Origin of the sequence: Rhodococcus sp. ENV425 (genome assembly GCF_002887785.1) — a bacterium.
Classification (GTDB): domain Bacteria; phylum Actinomycetota; class Actinomycetes; order Mycobacteriales; family Mycobacteriaceae; genus Rhodococcus; species Rhodococcus aetherivorans.
Map to the genome: position 1 here is coordinate 1 of NZ_PCZU01000120.1, position 18,196 is coordinate 18,196.

The following is an 18,196-nucleotide window of genomic DNA, read 5'->3' on the forward strand; positions in this document are numbered from 1 at the left end:
CACCGGCGAGCGCGACGTCTCGTGGTGGGTCGACGAGAGCGGTACGACGCACTGCACCGGCCCGGGACTGGCCGCCGCCGTCGCGGCGCTCTCGCCGCCGGAGCCACGATGAGCATCGACACGACGACCCTCGACGGCGTGGTGGAGCTCCGCGAACCCGCGCTGACCGCCGTCGTCACCGCCGTCACCCACACCGGCGGTACCGTCGCCGTCGCCGTGGTCACGACGGCGCTGACGATGCTCATGCTGCGCGCGGGCCGTCGCGACGATGCGCTGCTCCTGTCCGCGACGATCCTGACGGGCTGGCCGTTGATGAGCCTGCTCAAGCTGCAGTTCGGGCGGGAGCGCCCGCCGCAGCCCGCGCGCCTCGTCGAGCTGACCACCCACTCGTTCCCCTCCGGGCACGCCATGATGACCGCGATGCTGGCGACGGTGCTCGCCGTCGTGATCGCCCGGCAGTCGCCGCCCGGCAGCCGCCGGGCGCTCGTGGCGTACTGCGCCCTGGGCGCCTACACGCTCGCGGTCGGGCTCTCGCGGGTCTATCTCGCGGCCCACTGGCTGACCGACGTCGTCGCCGGGTGGCTGCTGGGGTCGTTGTGGGCGCTGCTGTGGGTGGGGTTGATCACGCGGGTGCGGGCCCGGCTGTGACCGCGGCCGTGGGGCCGGGCGGCGTGGGACCCGCTCGTCAGTCCAGTCCGACCTGCGCGCCGCGCCGACCCAGCCGGGCGGCCCGGCGCTGCACGAGGTAGACGGCGAATCCCAAGAGCCCCACGATGATTCCCGCTACGCACACGGGCAGGGCGGCCGGCCACCGGTCGCCCGTGGCAAGTACGACGATCGTCGCCACCGTCCACAGTGCCGTGCCGATCGCCAGCGCGGGACGGGGATCGGCGAGGCGCCGTGTCCGCTCGGCAACCGTTTGCGCGTCGTTCACGATTTCAGGCTAGTCCAGCCCGATTGCAATAATCTCCCGTTGCGACGCAGCCCCCATCCCAGAGCGGAAGTCGATATGGCCCAATCCTCAGAGCGGAAGTCCGACACGGCGGTCGGCACCTCGTTCCTCGACACCTACTTCAAGATCACCGAACGGGGATCGACGGTCTCGCGGGAGGTGCGCGGCGGCGTCGTCACGTTCGTCGCGATGGCCTACATCGTGGTGCTCAATCCGCTGATCCTGGGCAGCTTCTCCCCGGACGACGCCTCGGCCAAGGTCGACGTGCTCGGCAACATTCTGCCCATCAACCAGGTCGCCGCCGTCACCGCGCTGGTGGCCGGACTGATGAGCATCGTCTTCGGCGTCGTCGCCAACTATCCGTTCGCCATCGCGGCCGGCCTGGGTATCAACACCCTGCTGGCGGTCACCATCGCACCCCAGGTCACCTGGCCCGAAGCGATGGGCCTCGTGGTGATCGACGGCATCATCATCGTGGTCCTCGCCCTCACGGGCTTCCGCACCGCCGTGTTCAACGCGATCCCGCCCGAGCTGAAGGCGGCCATCGCGGCCGGCATCGGCGCGTTCATCGCCCTGATCGGCATGGTCGACGCCGGATTCGTGCGCCGCCTGCCGGACGCGGCCGGCACCACCGTCCCCGTCGGGCTGGGCATCGACGGCTCGATCGCGTCGTGGCCGACCGCCGTGTTCGTGTTCGGTGTGCTGCTCATGGGTGTGCTCATCGTGCGCCGGGTGCCCGGCGGGCTGCTGATCGGCATCGTCGTGACCACGGTGGTCGCCGCGATCGTCGAGGCGGTCGCCGGGGTCGGGCCGTCGCAGGGCACCAACCCGAAGGGCTGGAATCTGAGCACGCCGGAGGTGCCGGACACGGTGGCCGGCGTGCCGGATCTGAGCCTGGTGGGCAACGTCGACCTCTTCGGCGCGTTCACCCGGATCGGCGTGATCGCCGCGACGCTGCTCGTGTTCACCCTCGTCCTCGCCAACTTCTTCGACGCGATGGGCACGATGACCGGCCTCGGTAAGGAGGCCGGTCTCGCCGACAAGGACGGCAACCTGCCCGGTATCGGCCGTGCCCTCGTCGTCGAGGGCACCGGGGCCATCGCCGGCGGCGTGGGATCCGCGTCGTCGAACACGGTGTTCGTCGAGTCCGCCTCCGGCATCGCCGAGGGTGCGCGCACCGGCCTGGCGAACGTGGTGACCGGCGTGCTGTTCCTCGCCGCGATGTTCCTCACCCCGCTCTACGAGATGGTGCCCGTCGAGGCCGCCGCCCCGGCCCTCGTGGTGGTGGGTGCCCTGATGATCGGGCAGGTCCGCGACATCGACTTCACGCAGTTCGCCGTCGCGTTGCCGGCGTTCCTCACGATCGTCGTCATGCCGTTCACGTACTCGATCGCCAACGGGATCGGCGTCGGCTTCATCACGTGGGTGGTCCTGCACGCGGCGGCCGGGAAGGCGCGGGCGGTGCACCCGCTGCTGTGGGTGGTGGCGGGCTTGTTCGTCGCCTATTTCGCGGTGGACCCGATCACCGAACTGCTCACCTGACACACGGCGCGATGTGTCCGGTCGGTCCCGTATTGTGCACGCCATGACATCGGAACATCGCACGCTCGCCGGCGACCTCTCGTTGGCAGTTGTGCGCCTGACGCGCCATTTGCGGGGGCGGCGCTCCGATTCCCGGGTTTCCCTGACTCAGCTGTCGGCAATGACCACGCTGAGGCAGGAGGGAGCGATGACCCCCGGCGCGCTGGCCGCGCGCGAGAAGGTTCAGCCGCCGTCCATGACGCGGGTGATCGCATCGCTCGACGAGCTCGGGCTCGTCGAGCGGACTCCGCATCCCACGGACGGCCGGCAGGTCATCGTCTCGCTCTCGGATGCGGGCCTGGCACTGCTGGTCGACGAGCAGCAGGCCCGCGAGGCGTGGCTGACCGAACGGCTGGCCACGCTGGACGAGGACCACCTCGCCACGTTGCAGGACGCCGTGGGCATCATCAACAAGCTGGTCAGCGAAGCGGAGTGAGCCGGTCCGGGCCCGTAGGGACGAGTCTGCGCCCGGACGGCACGGGGTAGCGCGGAGCGAGAACCCGCCGACGAGACTCCGGTGCGACCTGGGAGAATCGACGGCGTGGTTCACGTCATCGACATCGAGGATCCCGCCGACCCCCGGCTGGACGACTTCCGAGACCTCAACTCGTCGGATCGCCGGCCGGACCTGCCCGCGGGCAAGGGCCTGGTGATCGCGGAGGGCGTGCTCGTCGTGCAGCGGATGCTCGATTCGCGGTTCGCGCCGGGCGGCCTGCTCGGGGTGGATCGCCGTCTCGGTGAACTCGCCGACGACCTGCGCGACGTCGACGTGCCGTTCTACCGCACCTCGGCCGAGGTGATGGCCGAGGTCGTCGGCTTCCATCTCAACCGCGGGGTGCTCGCCGCGGCGCACCGGCCGCCGGCGCTCGACCTCGACGACGTCCTCGAGAAGGCCACCACCGTCGCGGTGCTCGAGGGCGTGAACGACCACGAGAACCTCGGCTCGATGTTCCGCAACGCCGCCGGCCTGGGCGTCGATGCCGTCCTGTTCGGCAAGGGCTGCGCCGACCCGCTGTACCGGCGGGCGGGGCGGGTGTCGATGGGGCACGTGCTGCGGGTTCCGTTCGCGCACGTCGAGCGGTGGCCGTACGACCTGGACCGGTTGCGGGCGCGGGACTTCCAGCTCATCTCGCTCACGCCGAATCCCGAGGCCGTGCCGCTGGCCGAGGCCCTGACGGGGGAGAAGGTCGCCCTGCTCCTCGGCGCCGAGGGCCCGGGGCTGACCGAGCACGCGATGCGCGCGACGGACGTGCGGGCACGCATTCCGATGGCGCCGGGCACCGACTCGCTCAACGTCGCCACGGCCGCGGCGATGGCGTTCTACGAGCGGGTACGGCTCCCGCGGTGACCGCACCCCTGCGCGCCCCGTCGACGCCGTGGTCGACGGGGCTGACGCTGACGGGCTTCGCCCTCGTCGTCACCGTCGTCACGATCGTCGCGTTCGGGCTCGAGCTCGGGCGCGTGCACCCCCTGCTCGCGGTGATCGTCAACCTCGTCGCCGCGGCCGGGATCGCCCCGACCCTGTGGTGGTGGCGGCGGGTGCCGCTGTGGCGGTGGATCGTCGCAGGTGTCGCGGCCGGAGTTCCGGTCGGCTGGATCGTGCTGCTCGGCGTGACGACGTTCTGAGCGGCTCCGCAGCCGCGCGCGACACCGGACGGACCCGCCGGCTATTCGGCGTGCGGGTGACCGGACAGCGCGCGACCGCGTGCGGAGGTCCGTCGCGGCCACCACCACCGTCGCGCGGGCGGGCGGGCCGGCTCGTCGCGTGCGGTGGGCGGTCGCTCGCCCTCGCGGTACACCTCGAAGCCCCACACCTCGATCTCGTGGGGGTCGAGCTCGCCGCCGGCGCGGCCCGTGTAGCGGAACCCGAGCCACGCGGCGTTGGCGGCCTCGGCGAACCGGCGGGGGTGGAACGGCAGCGCCTGCGGATCGGGCAGCACGTCCAGCGGCCAGCGGATGGGGAACTCCCCACCCCAGAACGGCCGCTCCCACACGAACGGCAGGCCGTCGTCCTCGGCGATGTCGACGGGCGTGGCGTCGAACGCCCGTCGCAGCATGCCGCGCCGCCAGGCCCCGACGGCGCCGCGGGCCCCGGTGGGGTCCGACACGACGAGGTAGGTGTTCTCGGAAGCGACGGTGCGCCTCCAGCTTTCGGGTAGCTGCGACGGACGCGTGGCCGCGAGGTCCGGGCTGCACACCACCGTCACCCCGGGGAAGCTGCCCACGTAGACCCGGCCGGGGTCGCCGGCCGCGGCCTGCGCGAGCGGCACCCGGTCCAGCGGCTCGGACGACATCCCGGGGTGCAGCCGCCCGACGAGTGCGTGGGCCGTCTTCCGGTCGGCCCGCGCGGCGCGCAGCACCGCACCGGGGTCGGGGGCGTCGACGTACCAGATGGTCGACACGGCCGCCGCCACCATCGGTGGGCCCGAACCTCAGACGCGCCCGTTGCTGCGCACGCCGAGCAGCACGTCGTCCCACGAGGGGAGGGCGGGCTTGCCCCGCTTGTCCTTGCCCGGGCTCTGCTGCGGCGCCAGCTTCGGCCGGTCCTCCTCCGCGTCGGGCTCGGGCAGGCCCGCCGCCATGGGCCGGACCTCCTCGACCTCCGCGTCGATCACCGCGGGTGGCGGATCGAGGGTGATCGCCTCGGCGACGACGTCCTCCCGGTCGGGCCCGTCGTTGTCTCCGCTGTCGTCGACGTCGCGCGCCGTGTACACCGGCGTGAGGCAGCGCAGCGGCCGCCCGCAGTCCGGGTCGATCAGCTCGGTGGCGGTGTCGTCGAGCGGGAGGATCGTGCCGCCGTGCGCATCGGGCTGGTAGCGCCAGTGCGCGGTGTTGGTGGACCGGCCGGCGGCCCACTGCAGCTGAGCCACCCAGTGGCCCTCGTCGTCGCGCCACGCGTCCCACGTGGCGGCGTCGATGCTGTGCCCTCGCGCCCGGAACGCCTGGGCGACGATCTCGGCGAGGGTGTGCACGGCCGGGCCGTCCGGGCGCACCGGATGTCCCTGCTGGGCCATCTCGGCCGCGCGGGAGCGTTCGAGCAGCACCGGGTAGGCGAACCGCTCCACCTTCGCGAGCGGGATCCCGGCCTCCTCGGCGACCTGCTCGACGGACGCGCCGGAGCGGATGCGGGCCTGGATCTCGCGGGGGCGCAGCTGGCTGGTGGTCTCGATCTGGATCTGCCCGAGGCGGGCGAGGTCACCGCGGGAGGCGGCGCGGAGCGTGTCGTCGATCGGGATGCGGAATCTGTCGCCGTTTTCGGGATCGGCAAGCACGACGTGCGTTCCGTCGGGCTCGAGGCCGACCACTCGAAGCTCTCGCACCATGACCTCCTCGCGGGGAATCGCGATTGACCCGCCCGACTGTAACGGACTCGTGACCCCTGCGGAGCAGGACACGCCGACACGCCGGGGGACCCTGTGGCACGAATCCGTCGACGTGGCGCTATTGTCCAAGGTTTCCCCGAAAGTCTCTACTACTCGTCGAGAGTTTGGGGGGCGCGGGAGACGGCGAGCGGGGCCGGACCCGACCCGGATCCGACCCCGCCCCGAACGGTTGCGCTACCGCCCTACATCTGCGAGACCACCCAGTCGACGCACTTGGTCAGCTGGGTGACGTCCTCGGGGTCGATGGCCGGGAACATGCCGATGCGCAGCTGGTTGCGGCCCAGCTTGCGGTACGGCTCGGTGTCGACGATCCCGTTGGCGCGCAGGATCTTTGCGACCTTCGCGGCATCCACCGAGTCGGCGAAGTCGACGGTGCCGACCACCTGCGAGCGCAGCGCCGGATCGGCGACGAACGGGGTGGCGTACTCGGAGGCCTCGGCCCACTCGTACAGCCGCGACGACGAGTCCTTGGTGCGGGCGGTGGTCCACTCCAGGCCGCCGTTGCCGTTCATCCATTCGATCTGGTCGGCCAGCAGCAGCAGCGTGCCCACCGCCGGGGTGTTGTACGTCTGATCCTTGGTGCTGTTGTCGACGGCGATCGGCAGCGACAGGAACTCGGGGGTGAAGCGGCCCGAGGCCTTGATCTCGTCCACCCGCTCGAGCGCGGCCGGGCTCATCAGCGCGATCCACAGGCCGCCGTCGGCGGCGAAGCACTTCTGCGGCGCGAAGTAGTAGACGTCGAAGTCCTCCGCGGCGACGGGCAGACCGCCGGCACCGGACGTCGCGTCGATGGCGATGAGGGCGTTCCCGGAGCCGGCCGGGCGGGTGACGGGCACCGCGACACCGGTCGAGGTCTCGTTGTGGGCCCAGCCGATGAGGTCGGCCGATCCGTCGGCGACGATCTCCGGTGCGGTGCCCGGCGCGCTGTCCACGACGATCGGGTCACCGATCAACGGGTTCTTCTTGGCGACCGTGGCGAACTTCGACGAGAACTCGCCGTAGGTGAAGTGCTGCGACTTCTCGCGGATCAGGCCGAACGCGGCCGCGTCCCAGAACGCGGTGGTGCCGCCGTTACCCAGCACCACCTCGTAACCGTCGGGCAGGGAGAACAGCTCGCGCAGACCCGAGCGGATGCGGGCGACGACGTCCTTGACGGGCTTCTGCCGGTGGCTGGTACCGAACACCGAGGCACCGACCTCGACCAGGGACTGCAGCTGCTCGGGGCGAACCTTGGAGGGGCCGCAGCCGAAGCGGCCGTCTGCGGGCTTGAGGTCGGCGGGAATGATCGGTGTAGCGTCAGCCATCGGTATGCGTGTCCTAAACGTCGAGGAACGAGTGCACCGGTAGTCTAGACGGCCCCCGCCGGGCGGCCGGACGGACGGGCGCCCGGCGCAGGGGCCGTCCGCCCGGCTCGGCGGGTCAGTTGTGGGTGATGGAGTCCCAGCCCTCGACGCTCTCGGGGCTGCGCGGGTCCGGGCCGGTGTAGATCGCGGCCGGGCGCACCAGCTTGCCCAGGCGCTTCTGCTCGAGGATGTGCGCGCACCAGCCGGCGGTGCGGCCGCAGGTGAACATCGCCGGCATCATCGCGGCCGGAACCTCGGCGAAGTCGAGGATCACCGCGGCCCAGAACTCGACGTTGGTCTCGATGGCGCGATCGGGGCGACGCTCGCGCAGCTCGGCGAGGGCGGCCTGTTCGAGCGCCGCGGCGACCTCGTAGCGCGGGGCGTTCAGCCGCTTGGCGGTGTCGCGCAGCACCCGCGCCCGCGGGTCCTCGGCGCGGTAGACGCGGTGGCCGAAGCCCATCAGCTTGTCCTTGCGGTCGAGGATGCCCTTGACCAGCGCGCGGGCATCGCCGGTGCGCTCGGTCTCCTCGATCATCGGCAGCACGCGGGCGGGGGCGCCGCCGTGCAGCGGGCCGGACATCGCGCCGACCGCACCGGACAGCGCGGCGGCGACGTCGGCGCCGGTGGAGGCGATGACGCGGGCGGTGAAGGTGGAGGCGTTCATGCCGTGCTCGGCCGCCGAGACCCAGTACGCGTCGATCGCGGCGACGTGCGCCGGGTCGGGCTCACCCTTCCACCGCACCATGAACCGCTCGGTGACGGTCGCGGCCTCGTCGATGCGCTTCTGCGGCACGGCGGGCTGGTAGATGCCGCGCGCGGACTGCGCGACGTAGGACAGTGCCATCACGGCGGCGCGGGCGAGATTCTCGCGGGCGGTGGCGTCGTCGATGTCGAGGAGCGGCTCGAAGCCCCAGATCGGGGCGAGCATCGCGAGGCCGGCCTGGACGTCGACGCGGACGTCGCCGGTGTGGATCGGCAGCGGGAACGGCTCGGCCGGGGGCAGGCCCTGGCCGAACTTCCCGTCGACCAGCAGCGCCCACACGTCCCCGAACGTCACCCCACGCGTGACGAGGTCCTCGATGTCGACGCCGCGGTAGCGCAGCGAACCGCCGTCCTTGTCGGGTTCGGCGATATCACTGGTGAAGGCGACCACGCCTTCGAGGCCGGCGACGAAATCCTCGGGTACAGACGCGCGCGATGCCATGACGGTTGGGCTCTCCTCGTTCGGTGCAACCCGGTCCGGGCAGCACTGCCGGTGAAGCGGGACTCGGCGGATGTGATCGGCGCCCCACTCCGTTCGTCGGTGCGACTGTAGTCCCCCGGACTGGACGCTCAGCGATGGGATACCCAGGAGTAGCGTCGAGCATCGTGTCCACCGATCCACAGCCCGGCGCCGAGAGCGCCGAGGGACTGCCTCCGGGTGCGGCCGAGCACGCCGACCTGGCCTCGATGCGTGTCGACTACACCCCCGCCGGCCCGCAGGGCGCCTCCGCCGCCGACGAGGATCTCGAGCCCGAGTGGCTCGCCGACGGGTGGCTGCCGCTGCTGCGCCGCTGGCTCGTCGACGCCGCCGCGGCCGGGCTGCCCGAGCCGAACGCGATGGTGCTCGGCACCGTCGACGAGCACGGGCGGCCCGTCACCCGCACCGTGCTGTGCAAGGGCGTCGACGCGGACGGGGTCACCTTCTTCACCAACTACGACTCCGACAAGGGCCGGCAGCTCGCCGCGACGCCCTACGCGTCGGCCACGTTCACCTGGATCCCGATCTTCCGCCAGGTCACCGTGCGCGGACCCGTCGAGCGGGTCGGCGAGCACGAGACCACCGAGTACTGGCACTCCCGGCCCCGCGGCTCCCGACTCGGCGCGTGGGCGTCGCAGCAGTCCCGGCCGATCGAGTCGCGGGCCGCGCTCGAGCACGCCCTCATCGAGGTCGCGGAGCGCTACGGCATGGACGCCGAGATCCCGGTGCCGCCGCACTGGGGTGGGCTGCGGATCCGTCCCGAGTCGGCCGAGTTCTGGCAGGGCCGCCCCAACCGCCTGCACAACCGGGTCCGGACCCGGCTGGTCGACGGGCGGTGGATCACCGAGCGTCTGCAGCCGTGAGGCGACTGCTCGCCGACACCACACCGCTCGAGAATCGCGACTACCGCCGGTTGTGGACCGCCGGCATCGTCACGGTCATCGGTGCCCAGCTCAGCGTGGTCGCCGTGCCGCAACAGATCTACGAGATCACCCGCAACTCCGCGTACGTGGGCCTGACCGGCGTGTTCGCCCTCGTGCCGCTCGTGGTGTTCGGGCTGTGGGGCGGGGCCCTGGCCGACGTGATGGACCGGCGCCGGTTGCTCACGCTCACCACCGTGGGCATGGGGGTGACGTCGCTGCTGCTGTGGGCGCAGGCCGCCGCGGGCCTCGGGAACGTGTGGCTGGTGCTGGTGCTGCTGTCGCTGCAGCAGGCCTGCTTCGCGGTCAACCAGCCGACGCGCGGCGCCGTGATCCCGCGACTCATCCCGAAGGGCCAACTGGCGGCGGCCAATTCGTTGAACATGACGGTGATGCAGTTCGGCGCCATCGCCGGGCCGCTGCTCGCGGGCGCCCTGATCCCCGTGCTCGGCCTGCCCACCCTGTACCTGATCGACACCGTCGCGCTGCTCGCGACGCTGTGGGCGGTGCTCGCGCTGCCGCCGATCCCGCCGACCGGGCAGGCCCGGCGGGCGGGCCTGCGCGAGGTGCTCGACGGGTTCCGCTACCTGTCCACACAGAAGATCCTGCTCGCCTCGTTCGTCGTCGACATCGTCGCGATGGTGTTCGGCATGCCGCGGGCACTGTTCCCGCAGATCGCCCACGATTCGTTCGGGGATCCCGCGCAGGGCGGGCTCGCGCTCGGCCTGCTGTTCGCGGCGATGTCGGTCGGCGCGGTGCTCGGCGGCGTGTTCTCGGGGTGGTTGCCGCGGGTGCGCCGGCAGGGCCTGGCGGTGATCGTGTGCATCGTCGCCTGGGGCCTGGCGATGATCGGCTTCGGCGTCGCGGTGGGCGCGGCCGAACCGGGCGGCACCGCGGTGTGGCTGTGGATCGCGCTGGCGTTCCTGGCGTTCGGCGGCGCGGTCGACATGGTCTCGGCGGCGTTCCGCTCGACGATGCTGCAGTCCGTCGCCACCGACGAGATGCGCGGCCGGCTGCAGGGCGTGTTCATCGTCGTCGTCGCCGGCGGACCCCGCATCGGCGACGTCCTGCACGGCGGCGCGGCCGCGCTGGTGGGCACCGCGATCGCCGCGGCGGGCGGCGGAGTGCTCGTCGTGGTCGGTGTGCTGGTGTGCGTGCTCGCCTTCCCCGCGTTCGTGCGGTACCGGGTCGACCGCACGATCCGCTGATCGGTTACCTCCAGGGATCCTCGCGCCGCCACACCTGCGGCAGGTGCAGGCGTACGCCGTCGCGTTCGGCGAGCCCGCCGAGGACCCGCATGGTGACGTCGAGATCGTCGCCGGCGTAGGGCAGCGCGCGCAGCGGCCGGTCGAGCGGGCGGAAGAAGTCGTCCCAGTGCACGAGCACCGCCCGCCGCGCGCCGACCGTGCCGACGGTCTCCGCCCAGTAGGTGCGGATGTACTCCTCGCTCTGCACGCCGAGTTGACCGACGCCGAGATAGACGACGTCGGCGCGCCGGCCGGCCAGCGCCTGGGGCCGGAATCCAGCACTGCCCTGGATCAGCAGGGTACGGCCGTCGGCGTGCGCGACGAACGTCGACCACGCCTCGCCGCACCGATACGCCGCAGCCCGTGCGGGCGGGACCACGGGCGCGTCGATCGTGCCCGGGTACCGGTCGGGCGGACAGTGCTCCGACGCGACGAGCGTGACGGTGAACCCGCCGAACCGCAGCGGCTCACCGGGGGTGGCGACGACGATCCGCTCCGGTGGAAGGCCGTGCCCGCGCCCGACGTTCGCGGTGGACTCGCCGCCGACGAGCACCGCACCCGTCCGCTCGGCGACGACCGCGGAATCGAGCACGTGATCGAAGTGGCTGTGAACGGGCAGCACGGCCGCGAGCCGGATCGCGCCGGCGCGGGCCAGGCACGCGTCGATCCGGGCCGGGTCGGGTGCGAGCCGGCCCAGCGCGACGGCGCCGAGGCCCGGCCGGGTGAAGAAGCCGTCGGTGAGCAGCGCGTCGGTGCCGTCGTCGACGAGCAGGGTGGAAACGCCGAGGAACGTCACGGCCGGGCGGGCCGCCGCCGTCGCTGCGGGGACGTCGAACCGGTCGGCGTAGGCGGCGAGGTCCGGGCGGCCGAGGCGCAGTCGCATCCGGTCATCGTAGGCGCGGGAATCACTCGTGCGGCGCCGGACGACGCAGCTCGGTGACCGCGATGCGGGCGGCCTCGGCGATCGCGGCGTCGACGACCGGCAGTACCGGGTCCACGCGCGCGGCCCGGGTGAAGACCGCCACCGCGACGGGCTGTTCGTGCGGGAACTCGACGACGGCGACCTCGTTGCGGATCACGCCGACGGTGCCGGTCTTGCCCGCCACCGACACGCCGCGGTGTGGGAACGCGGACGCGATGCGGTGCGGCCAGATCTGCCGGCGCATGACGGCGCGGACGAACTCGGTCTGCTCCGCGGACAGCACCCGCCCCGCCCACACCTCCCGCAGGAACCGGGTCATCTCCTCGGGCGTGGTCGCGCTCGTGTACGCCGGGTCGTACGCGGACACCGTCCACGCCTCGTCGTTGTCCGCGAGCGCCGCGAACGCCTCGGCGGTGGTGTGGGTGTCGGTGTCGCACACCAGACTCCGGTGCAGGTCGGCGGTGCCGCCGACGATCTTCGTCTGTGTCAGTCCCAGGTGGTCGAGCAGGCCGTCGAGCGGGCCCATACCGATCTCGCCGAGCAGCACGTCGGCGGCGGCGTTGTCGGACACCGTCATCATCGATGTCGCCAGGTCGCGCCGGCTCATGGTCACCGGGTCGTGCAGCACGGCGATGCCCGTCGGGCCGGGGGTGCACTCGGCGGGTGTCACGGTCAGCGGCGCGGTGGGATCGACCAGCCCGGCGTCGACGCATCGGCAGAACGCGACGAACAGCGGCAGCTTGTACACCGACGCGGTGACCACCCGCTCGCGACCGCCCACCGTCACCTCGTCGGCCGAGTCGTCGCACCGGCGGGCGTGCACCCAGCCGGTGCAGCCGGCGTCGGCGAACACGTCGCGGATCCTGTCCTCGGCGCTCCTCATCTCAGCCGCTCCCGGTACAGGACCCGGTCCAGCGCGTCCGCGTGCGCGTCGGCCCCCGGGCGACGGACGACTCGGACCCGTAGCGCGACCGCCTCCGGCGCCATCCGCAGCCACGCCACCCCGGGCGTCGCGGTGGGGGGCGTGGTGGTGAGCCCGAAGCTCGCGCCGGCGGCGACGGCGGCGAGCAGCGCGCGATCGTCGCGGGCGGTCGTGATCGTCGCGTCCAGGCCGCGCTCGCGCAGCAGGTCGCGGACGGCGTCGAACGCGGGCAGGTTGGCGGCACGGGGCGGGGCGGCGAACGTCAGCCCGGCAAGCATCGGGAAGGTGGGGCGCTCGGCGCCGGCGCTGCGATGATCCGACGGCACGACCACCCAGCGCGGCAGCCTGACGACGGGTCCCGGCTCGACACCGTCGACGAGGGCCGGATGCTCGATCACCGCGACGTCGCACAGGCCCGACCGCACGTCCGCGACGAGGTCGACGGTCGTGCCGACGGTGGTGGATACGGCGCCGTCCGCACCGACCGCCCCGCGCAGCGCCGTCACACACGCGGTCACCAGCCGGTCCGGGAGGGCCGCGGCCGCGCCCCAGTGCACGGTGCCGCGCGTGTGCGCGATCCGCTCCGACTCGGCGAGGAAGCGCTCGGCGTCGTCGACGAGCAGACGGGCGCGCGGCAGGAGTTGCACGCCGGCGGGGGGGAGCACCGCACCGTGGCGGGCGCGGTGGATCAGCTCGACGCCGAGGTGCTGCTCGAGCCGCCGCAGTCCCTGGGACAGCGGCGGCTGGGTCATGTCGAGTGCGGCCGCCGCCCTGCCGAAATGCCGCTCGTCCGCCACGGAGACGAAGAAGCGGAGATGGCGGATCAGGTCCATGGCGTCATTGAACCAGCGGGATCCGGGCCGGCAGTCGCGACGGCGAACCGGCCCCCGTCTCGCCGTCGAATCCGGCCCGGCCACCTGCGGCGATAGCGCAGCCGACTCGATGGTGGCGGCGTTCGGTATTGGCGTCCGCCACGGCCGCGATGCTGTTGTGCGGCGGTGACTCCACTTCGACGCGACCATTCCTCTCCGCTGACCCGCCGCCGGTTCCTCGTCTCCGCGCTGGCGGCCTCGGCGCTCTCCGCCGCCGCGGCGTGCGGGGCGCGCACCGAGGCGACGGTGCCGCCGCCGGGGCCGGAGGCCGGCGCTCGGTTCGCCCGGCTCGACGCGGTGCTCGCCGACCTCGAGGAGCGTCGCCGGGTCCGGCTCGGCGTGCTCGCCCACGATCCGGGGCGCGGGCTGACGTACGCCCGCCGGGCCGACGACCGGTTCGCGATGTGCTCGACGTTCAAGGTGTACGCGGCCGCCGCGATCCTGCGGCTCGAATCGCAGGGCAGTCTGCGGCTCGACGACACGGTTCCGGTCGATCCTGCGGACATCGTCGAGAACTCGCCCGTCACCTCCGAGGCGCAGGGCCGGACCCTGACGCTGGCGCAACTGTGCGACGCCGCCCTGACCCGCAGCGACAACACCGCCGGCAACCTCCTGCTGCGGCGGCTGGGCGGGCCCACCGCCGTGACCGCCTTCGCCCGGTCGCTCGGCGACACCGCCACGACCCTCGACCGCTGGGAGCCCGAGCTCAACAGCGCCGAGCCCGGCGACGTGCGCGACACCTCCACCGCGTCCGGTCTCGCGCGCGGCTACCGGGAGCTGCTGCTCGGGTCCGGCCTGCCCGCGGCGGGACAGCAGACCCTGATGGGCTGGATGCGGGCGAGTGTCACCTCCGGGCAGCGCATCCGGGCGGGGCTGCCGGCCGGCTGGACCGCGGCCGACAAATCCGGGGCCGGCCGGTACGGCACCGTGAACGACGCCGGGGTGCTGTGGTCCCCGGACGGTTCGCCGCTCGTGCTCGTGCTCCTCAGCGACTCGGTCACCGGGTTGCCGGACGCCGCGCACGACAACGCCGCGATCGCCGAGGCCACAGCCGTGATCGTCGAATCCCTGACCCGCTGAGTCCGTCCGCGGGACACTGGGCCCATGTCCGATCCGAAGAACTACCGGATCCGAGGGGGCGGGTACCGCGCGGAGGTCTCCAGCTCGGGGGCGGCCCTGCGGGTGCTCGAGCACGAATCGGCGACCGGGCCGTACCGGCTGACGGAGAGCTGGCCGGAGAACGAGCGGCCCCCGCTGCGCTCCGGCACGGTGCTCGCCCCGTGGCCGAACCGCATCCGGGACGGGCACTTCTACTTCGACGGCATCGAGCATCAGCTCGCGCTCACCGAACCCGAACGCGGCAACGCGGTGCACGGGTTCGCCTGGCATCGAGACTGGGTTTTGGTTTCCCACAACGATTCTCGCATCGAGCAGGCGCTGGATGTGGGGCTGCACAAGGGGTGGCCGTACCAGCTGCGGCTCACCGCGACCCACGAGGTGGGCGACGACGGGCTCACCGTCACGCACACCGCCACCAACGTGGGCGGCTACCACTCGCCGTTCGGGCTCGGGGTGCATCCCTACGTGCGTGCGGGCGACGCCCCGCTCGACGAGTGCACGCTGCGCCTGGCCGCCGGCACCCGGCTGCCGCTCGACCCCGGGCGCGGACTGCCGAACGCGTACTCCCAGCCGGTCGAGGGCACCGAGTTCGACTTCACCGCGCCGCGGCCGCTGCGCGGGGTCGAGCTCGAGGCCCCCTACAGCGCGCTGGACGTGGACGTGGACGGCCGGGCCCGGCACGACCTGCGGGGCCCGGACGGCAGGGGCGTGCAACTGTGGGCCGGGCGCGAGTTCGCCTGGCTGCAGGTGTTCACCGCCGGTGCCGTCCCCGAGCTCGAATATCCGGGGCGGGGGCGGGCCCTGGCGCTCGAGCCGATGACGTGTCCGCCGGACGCCTTCAATCTCGGCATCGATCTCGTCGTGCTGCAGCCCGGGGAGACGTGGACGGGCCGGTGGGGCCTGACCGCCCTGCCGGCCGCCTGACCGGTTCCCGCACCGCCGGTGCACCGGCGGTGCGGACACGCCGACGGGCGCTCACCGCGACGGCGCAGGGAACGTGATATGCAATATCGACGCAGGTGAGCGCCGTTGCGGGGGGCACGACCGACGGTTTCGGTGCCGTCGTGGCACACCGCCGATCCGGCGCGATCCGGGACCTTCGACGGACCCTCCCTGGGCACATGGCCTGCGCAAGGGCTAGGTTCTACGTGAATGTTCGGAAGAATCGCGTTGATCTGAGCTTGAGAGGGATCCTTCGTGCCCGCTGAGAATGACACCCGACCCACCCTCAGCTACCCCGGTGGCGAGCACACAATGTCTATCGCCAAGGCGACGGAAGGCAACGACGGCATCGAGCTGGGCAAGCTCCTTGCGGAGACCGGGTACACCACCCTTGACCCCGGTTTCGTCAACACCGCCTCCACCACGTCGGCCATCACCTTCATCGACGGGGAGAAGGGCATCCTGCGGTACCGCGGATACCCCATCGAGCAGCTGGCGGAAAAGTCCACGTTCATCGAGGTCAGCTACCTGCTGATCTACGGTGAGCTGCCCACCGCGGAGCAGCTCGAGGTCTTCACCGACAAGATCCGCCGGCACACGCTGCTGCACGAGGATCTCAAGCGCTTCTTCGACGGCTTCCCGCGCAACGCGCACCCGATGCCCGTCGTCTCCAGCGCCGTCAACGCCCTGTCGGCGTACTACCAGGACGCGCTCGATCCCGACGACCCGGAGCAGGTGGAGCTGTCCACCATCCGGCTGATGGCCAAGCTGCCGACCATCGCGGCCTACGCCTACAAGAAGTCCGTCGGTCAGCCGTTCCTGTACCCGGACAACTCGCTGAACCTGGTCGAGAACTTCCTGCGCATGACCTTCGGCTTCCCGGCGGAGCCGTACCAGGTCGATCCCGAGATCGCCCAGGCCCTCGACATGCTGCTGATCCTGCATGCCGACCACGAGCAGAATTGCTCGACCTCCACGGTGCGGCTCGTCGGTTCCTCCGACGCCAACCTGTTCACCTCGATCTCCGGCGGCATCAACGCGCTGTGGGGCCCGCTGCACGGTGGCGCCAACCAGGCCGTGCTCGAGATGCTCAACGAGATCAAGACCAGCGGGGGCGACGTCAAGGAGTTCGTCCGCAAGGTCAAGAACAAGGAAGACGGCGTCAAGCTCATGGGCTTCGGACACCGCGTCTACCGCAACTACGATCCGCGGGCGGCGATCGTGAAGAAGACCGCCGACAGCCTGCTCGCCAAGCTGGGCGGCGACGACGACCTGCTGCAGATCGCGCAGGCCCTCGAGGATGCCGCGCTCACCGACGACTACTTCATCGAGCGCAAGCTGTACCCGAACGTCGACTTCTACACCGGTCTGATCTACCGGGCGATGGGCTTCCCGACCCGCATGTTCACGGTGCTGTTCGCACTCGGCCGCCTGCCGGGCTGGATCGCGCACTGGCGCGAGATGCACTCCGACCCGACGCTGAAGATCGGCCGCCCGCGGCAGATCTACACCGGTTACACCGAGCGCGACTACAACAGCATCGACGCACGCTGACCCGTCCCCTACCGGAAGACCGATACATGAGCAGCAAGCCCGAGATCGAGTTCCAGGAGGGTCCCGCCCCGACCGGCCTGGTGGTCAAGGACCTCACCGTCGGCGAGGGCGCCGAGGCGACGCCCGGAGCCAAGGTCGAGGTCCACTACGTCGGCGTCGAGTTCGACTCCGGCGAGGAGTTCGATTCGTCGTGGAGCCGCGGCGAATCCATCACCTTCCCGCTCAGCGGCCTGATCGCCGGCTGGCAGGAGGGCATCCCCGGCATGCGCGTCGGTGGCCGCCGGCAGCTGACGATCCCGCCGGAGATGGCGTACGGCCCGGCCGGCTCGGGTCACCGTCTCGCCGGCAAGACCCTGGTCTTCGTCATCGACCTGCTCGGGGTGGAGGCCAAGCCCGAGGTGCCGGAGATCGAGCCGGCGACCGGCCCGGCTCCCGCCGAGCTCGTGATCGAGGACATCACCGTCGGGGACGGGACCGAGGCGCAGCCCGGGTCGGTCGTCGACGTGCACTACCACGGCGTCGAGTACGACACGAACGAGGTGTTCGACTCCTCGTTCGCCCGCGGCGAGTCCGTCAAGTTCCCGCTCGGCCGGCTCATCCCCGGCTGGCAGGAGGGCATCCCCGGCATGAAGATCGGCGGTCGCCGCAAGCTGACGGTGCCCCCGCAGCTCGCCTACGGCCCGGCCGGGTCCGGGCACCCGCTCGGCGGCAAGACCCTGGTCTTCGTCATCGACCTCCTCGGCACCGAGTAGGTCCCGCCCACGGCCGGAGCCCCGCATCGCCTGTCGCGATGCGGGGCTCCGTCGCATGCGGGGGATTCCCGCGGGAGTCAGTGCCGGACGAAGGGGGTGGGGGCGATGTCGCCGCTGTCGAGGAAGTGCCACTGGTCGTCGCTGCGGCAGATCCGCCCGTCGAACCGGGAGCCGTGGTTGCGGAACTCGGTGCGCTGGAAGTTGCCGTTCCTGTCGAAATGCGTGATGGCGCAACCGCGGTCGTGACGGTCGCGGCGGTCGTGGTCGTCGCGGTGGTCCGAGGACGCGGCTGCGGTCCCGGCACCGCCGAGGGCCGGCAGGACGATCAGCGCGGCGGTGACGATCAGCTTGCGGCTCTTCGACATTCGGATCTCCTGGGATCGGTGGAGGGGCTGCCTACGATCCTGCGCCCGCCCCGTCCCGCGTCGTAGTGACCCGAGGGGTGGA

20 protein-coding genes and 1 pseudogene are annotated in these 18,196 nt (G+C 71.9%); 12 read left to right on the plus strand and 9 right to left on the minus strand.

All coding sequences use genetic code 11. From position 1 onward, the window contains the following. Window positions 1-108: 108 nt before the first annotated feature. Complete coding sequence (locus CQZ88_RS09215) at window positions 109-648, plus strand: phosphatase PAP2 family protein (protein WP_006936149.1); 540 nt, start codon at window positions 109-111, stop codon at window positions 646-648. Between the two features lie 37 nt (window positions 649-685). Here CQZ88_RS09215 and CQZ88_RS09220 read toward each other — a convergent pair whose 3' ends face one another. Further along, window positions 686-934, minus strand: coding sequence for a DUF2530 domain-containing protein (locus tag CQZ88_RS09220; protein ID WP_006936145.1), 249 nt, complete (start codon window positions 932-934; stop codon window positions 686-688). 75 nt (window positions 935-1,009) lie between these two features. Here CQZ88_RS09220 and CQZ88_RS09225 point away from each other — a divergent pair, with 75 nt between their 5' ends. From CQZ88_RS09225 to CQZ88_RS09240, 4 genes are all read left to right on the plus strand, one after another. Further along, window positions 1,010-2,494 (plus strand): NCS2 family permease, encoded by a 1,485-nt coding sequence (locus tag CQZ88_RS09225; protein ID WP_102799631.1) that lies wholly within the window; start codon window positions 1,010-1,012, stop codon window positions 2,492-2,494. 43 nt (window positions 2,495-2,537) lie between these two features. After that, window positions 2,538-2,969 (plus strand): MarR family winged helix-turn-helix transcriptional regulator, encoded by a 432-nt coding sequence (locus CQZ88_RS09230; RefSeq protein WP_029541818.1) that lies wholly within the window; start codon window positions 2,538-2,540, stop codon window positions 2,967-2,969. Window positions 2,970-3,074: 105 nt separating this feature from the next. Further along, window positions 3,075-3,881, plus strand: a complete 807-nt coding sequence (locus CQZ88_RS09235; RefSeq protein WP_102799632.1) for an RNA methyltransferase — start codon at window positions 3,075-3,077, stop codon at window positions 3,879-3,881. Next, window positions 3,878-4,159, plus strand: coding sequence for a DUF2537 domain-containing protein (locus tag CQZ88_RS09240; protein ID WP_006936132.1), 282 nt, complete (start codon window positions 3,878-3,880; stop codon window positions 4,157-4,159). Before CQZ88_RS09235 ends, CQZ88_RS09240 begins: the two co-directional genes overlap by 4 nt. A 41-nt stretch (window positions 4,160-4,200) precedes the next feature. Here the strand turns inward: CQZ88_RS09240 and CQZ88_RS09245 are convergent, their stop codons facing one another. From CQZ88_RS09245 to CQZ88_RS09260, 4 genes are all read right to left on the minus strand, one after another. Beyond that, window positions 4,201-4,950, minus strand: a complete 750-nt coding sequence (locus CQZ88_RS09245; RefSeq protein WP_102799633.1) for a hypothetical protein — start codon at window positions 4,948-4,950, stop codon at window positions 4,201-4,203. A gap of 15 nt (window positions 4,951-4,965) precedes the next feature. Then, entirely contained in the window at window positions 4,966-5,853 is an 888-nt protein-coding gene (gene sepH, locus CQZ88_RS09250; RefSeq protein WP_174824772.1) for a septation protein SepH, read from the minus strand. 245 nt (window positions 5,854-6,098) lie between these two features. Then, entirely contained in the window at window positions 6,099-7,220 is a 1,122-nt protein-coding gene (gene serC / locus CQZ88_RS09255; RefSeq protein WP_029541824.1) for a phosphoserine transaminase, read from the minus strand. Between the two features lie 115 nt (window positions 7,221-7,335). Next, window positions 7,336-8,463: a citrate synthase 2 gene (locus CQZ88_RS09260; RefSeq protein ID WP_006936122.1), complete on the minus strand. Its 1,128-nt coding sequence runs from the start codon at window positions 8,461-8,463 to the stop codon at window positions 7,336-7,338. 245 nt (window positions 8,464-8,708) lie between these two features. Between CQZ88_RS09260 and pdxH the strand changes: the two genes are divergently transcribed. Then, complete coding sequence (pdxH, locus tag CQZ88_RS09265; protein WP_029541828.1) at window positions 8,709-9,362, plus strand: pyridoxamine 5'-phosphate oxidase; 654 nt, start codon at window positions 8,709-8,711, stop codon at window positions 9,360-9,362. Continuing rightward, window positions 9,359-10,627 carry an MFS transporter gene (locus CQZ88_RS09270; RefSeq protein ID WP_006936119.1) on the plus strand — a complete coding sequence of 423 codons (1,269 nt, stop codon included), beginning with the start codon at window positions 9,359-9,361 and terminating at the stop codon, window positions 10,625-10,627. Before pdxH ends, CQZ88_RS09270 begins: the two co-directional genes overlap by 4 nt. Window positions 10,628-10,631: 4 nt before the next feature. On the opposite strand, the gene CQZ88_RS09275 is transcribed toward CQZ88_RS09270, so the two are convergent. From CQZ88_RS09275 to CQZ88_RS09285, 3 genes are read right to left on the minus strand one after another with little or no spacing between them, the layout of a single operon-like run. Continuing rightward, on the minus strand, window positions 10,632-11,549 hold the full coding sequence (locus CQZ88_RS09275) for an MBL fold metallo-hydrolase (RefSeq protein WP_102799634.1): 918 nt from the start codon (window positions 11,547-11,549) through the stop codon (window positions 10,632-10,634). 22 nt (window positions 11,550-11,571) lie between these two features. After that, the gene (locus CQZ88_RS09280) at window positions 11,572-12,471 is read right to left on the minus strand and encodes a serine hydrolase (RefSeq protein WP_006936115.1); all 900 of its coding nucleotides are present in this window, start codon (window positions 12,469-12,471) and stop codon (window positions 11,572-11,574) included. After that, on the minus strand, window positions 12,468-13,343 hold the full coding sequence (locus CQZ88_RS09285) for a LysR family transcriptional regulator (RefSeq protein WP_102799635.1): 876 nt from the start codon (window positions 13,341-13,343) through the stop codon (window positions 12,468-12,470). The genes CQZ88_RS09280 and CQZ88_RS09285 overlap by 4 nt, the downstream gene beginning before the upstream one ends. A gap of 198 nt (window positions 13,344-13,541) precedes the next feature. On the opposite strand from CQZ88_RS09285, the gene bla reads away from it, so the two are divergent. From bla to CQZ88_RS30745, 5 genes and pseudogenes are all read left to right on the plus strand, one after another. Further along, entirely contained in the window at window positions 13,542-14,462 is a 921-nt protein-coding gene (gene bla / locus CQZ88_RS09290) for a class A beta-lactamase (RefSeq protein ID WP_102799650.1), read from the plus strand. A 24-nt stretch (window positions 14,463-14,486) separates the two neighbouring features. Continuing rightward, window positions 14,487-15,425, plus strand: coding sequence for an aldose 1-epimerase family protein (locus tag CQZ88_RS09295; RefSeq protein WP_006936095.1), 939 nt, complete (start codon window positions 14,487-14,489; stop codon window positions 15,423-15,425). 273 nt (window positions 15,426-15,698) lie between these two features. Beyond that, entirely contained in the window at window positions 15,699-16,997 is a 1,299-nt protein-coding gene (locus tag CQZ88_RS09300) for a citrate synthase (RefSeq protein ID WP_037200579.1), read from the plus strand. 26 nt (window positions 16,998-17,023) lie between these two features. Next, a pseudogene (locus CQZ88_RS30740) lies at window positions 17,024-17,374 on the plus strand (FKBP-type peptidyl-prolyl cis-trans isomerase); the annotation flags it as partial. Between the two features lie 21 nt (window positions 17,375-17,395). Then, window positions 17,396-17,749 (plus strand): FKBP-type peptidyl-prolyl cis-trans isomerase, encoded by a 354-nt coding sequence (locus CQZ88_RS30745; protein ID WP_373867492.1) that lies wholly within the window; start codon window positions 17,396-17,398, stop codon window positions 17,747-17,749. A gap of 77 nt (window positions 17,750-17,826) precedes the next feature. Here the strand turns inward: CQZ88_RS30745 and CQZ88_RS09310 are convergent, their stop codons facing one another. Beyond that, a complete protein-coding gene (locus CQZ88_RS09310) occupies window positions 17,827-18,114 on the minus strand; it encodes a hypothetical protein (RefSeq protein ID WP_006936091.1) in 288 nt (95 codons plus the stop codon). Between the last annotated feature and the right edge of the window lie 82 nt (window positions 18,115-18,196).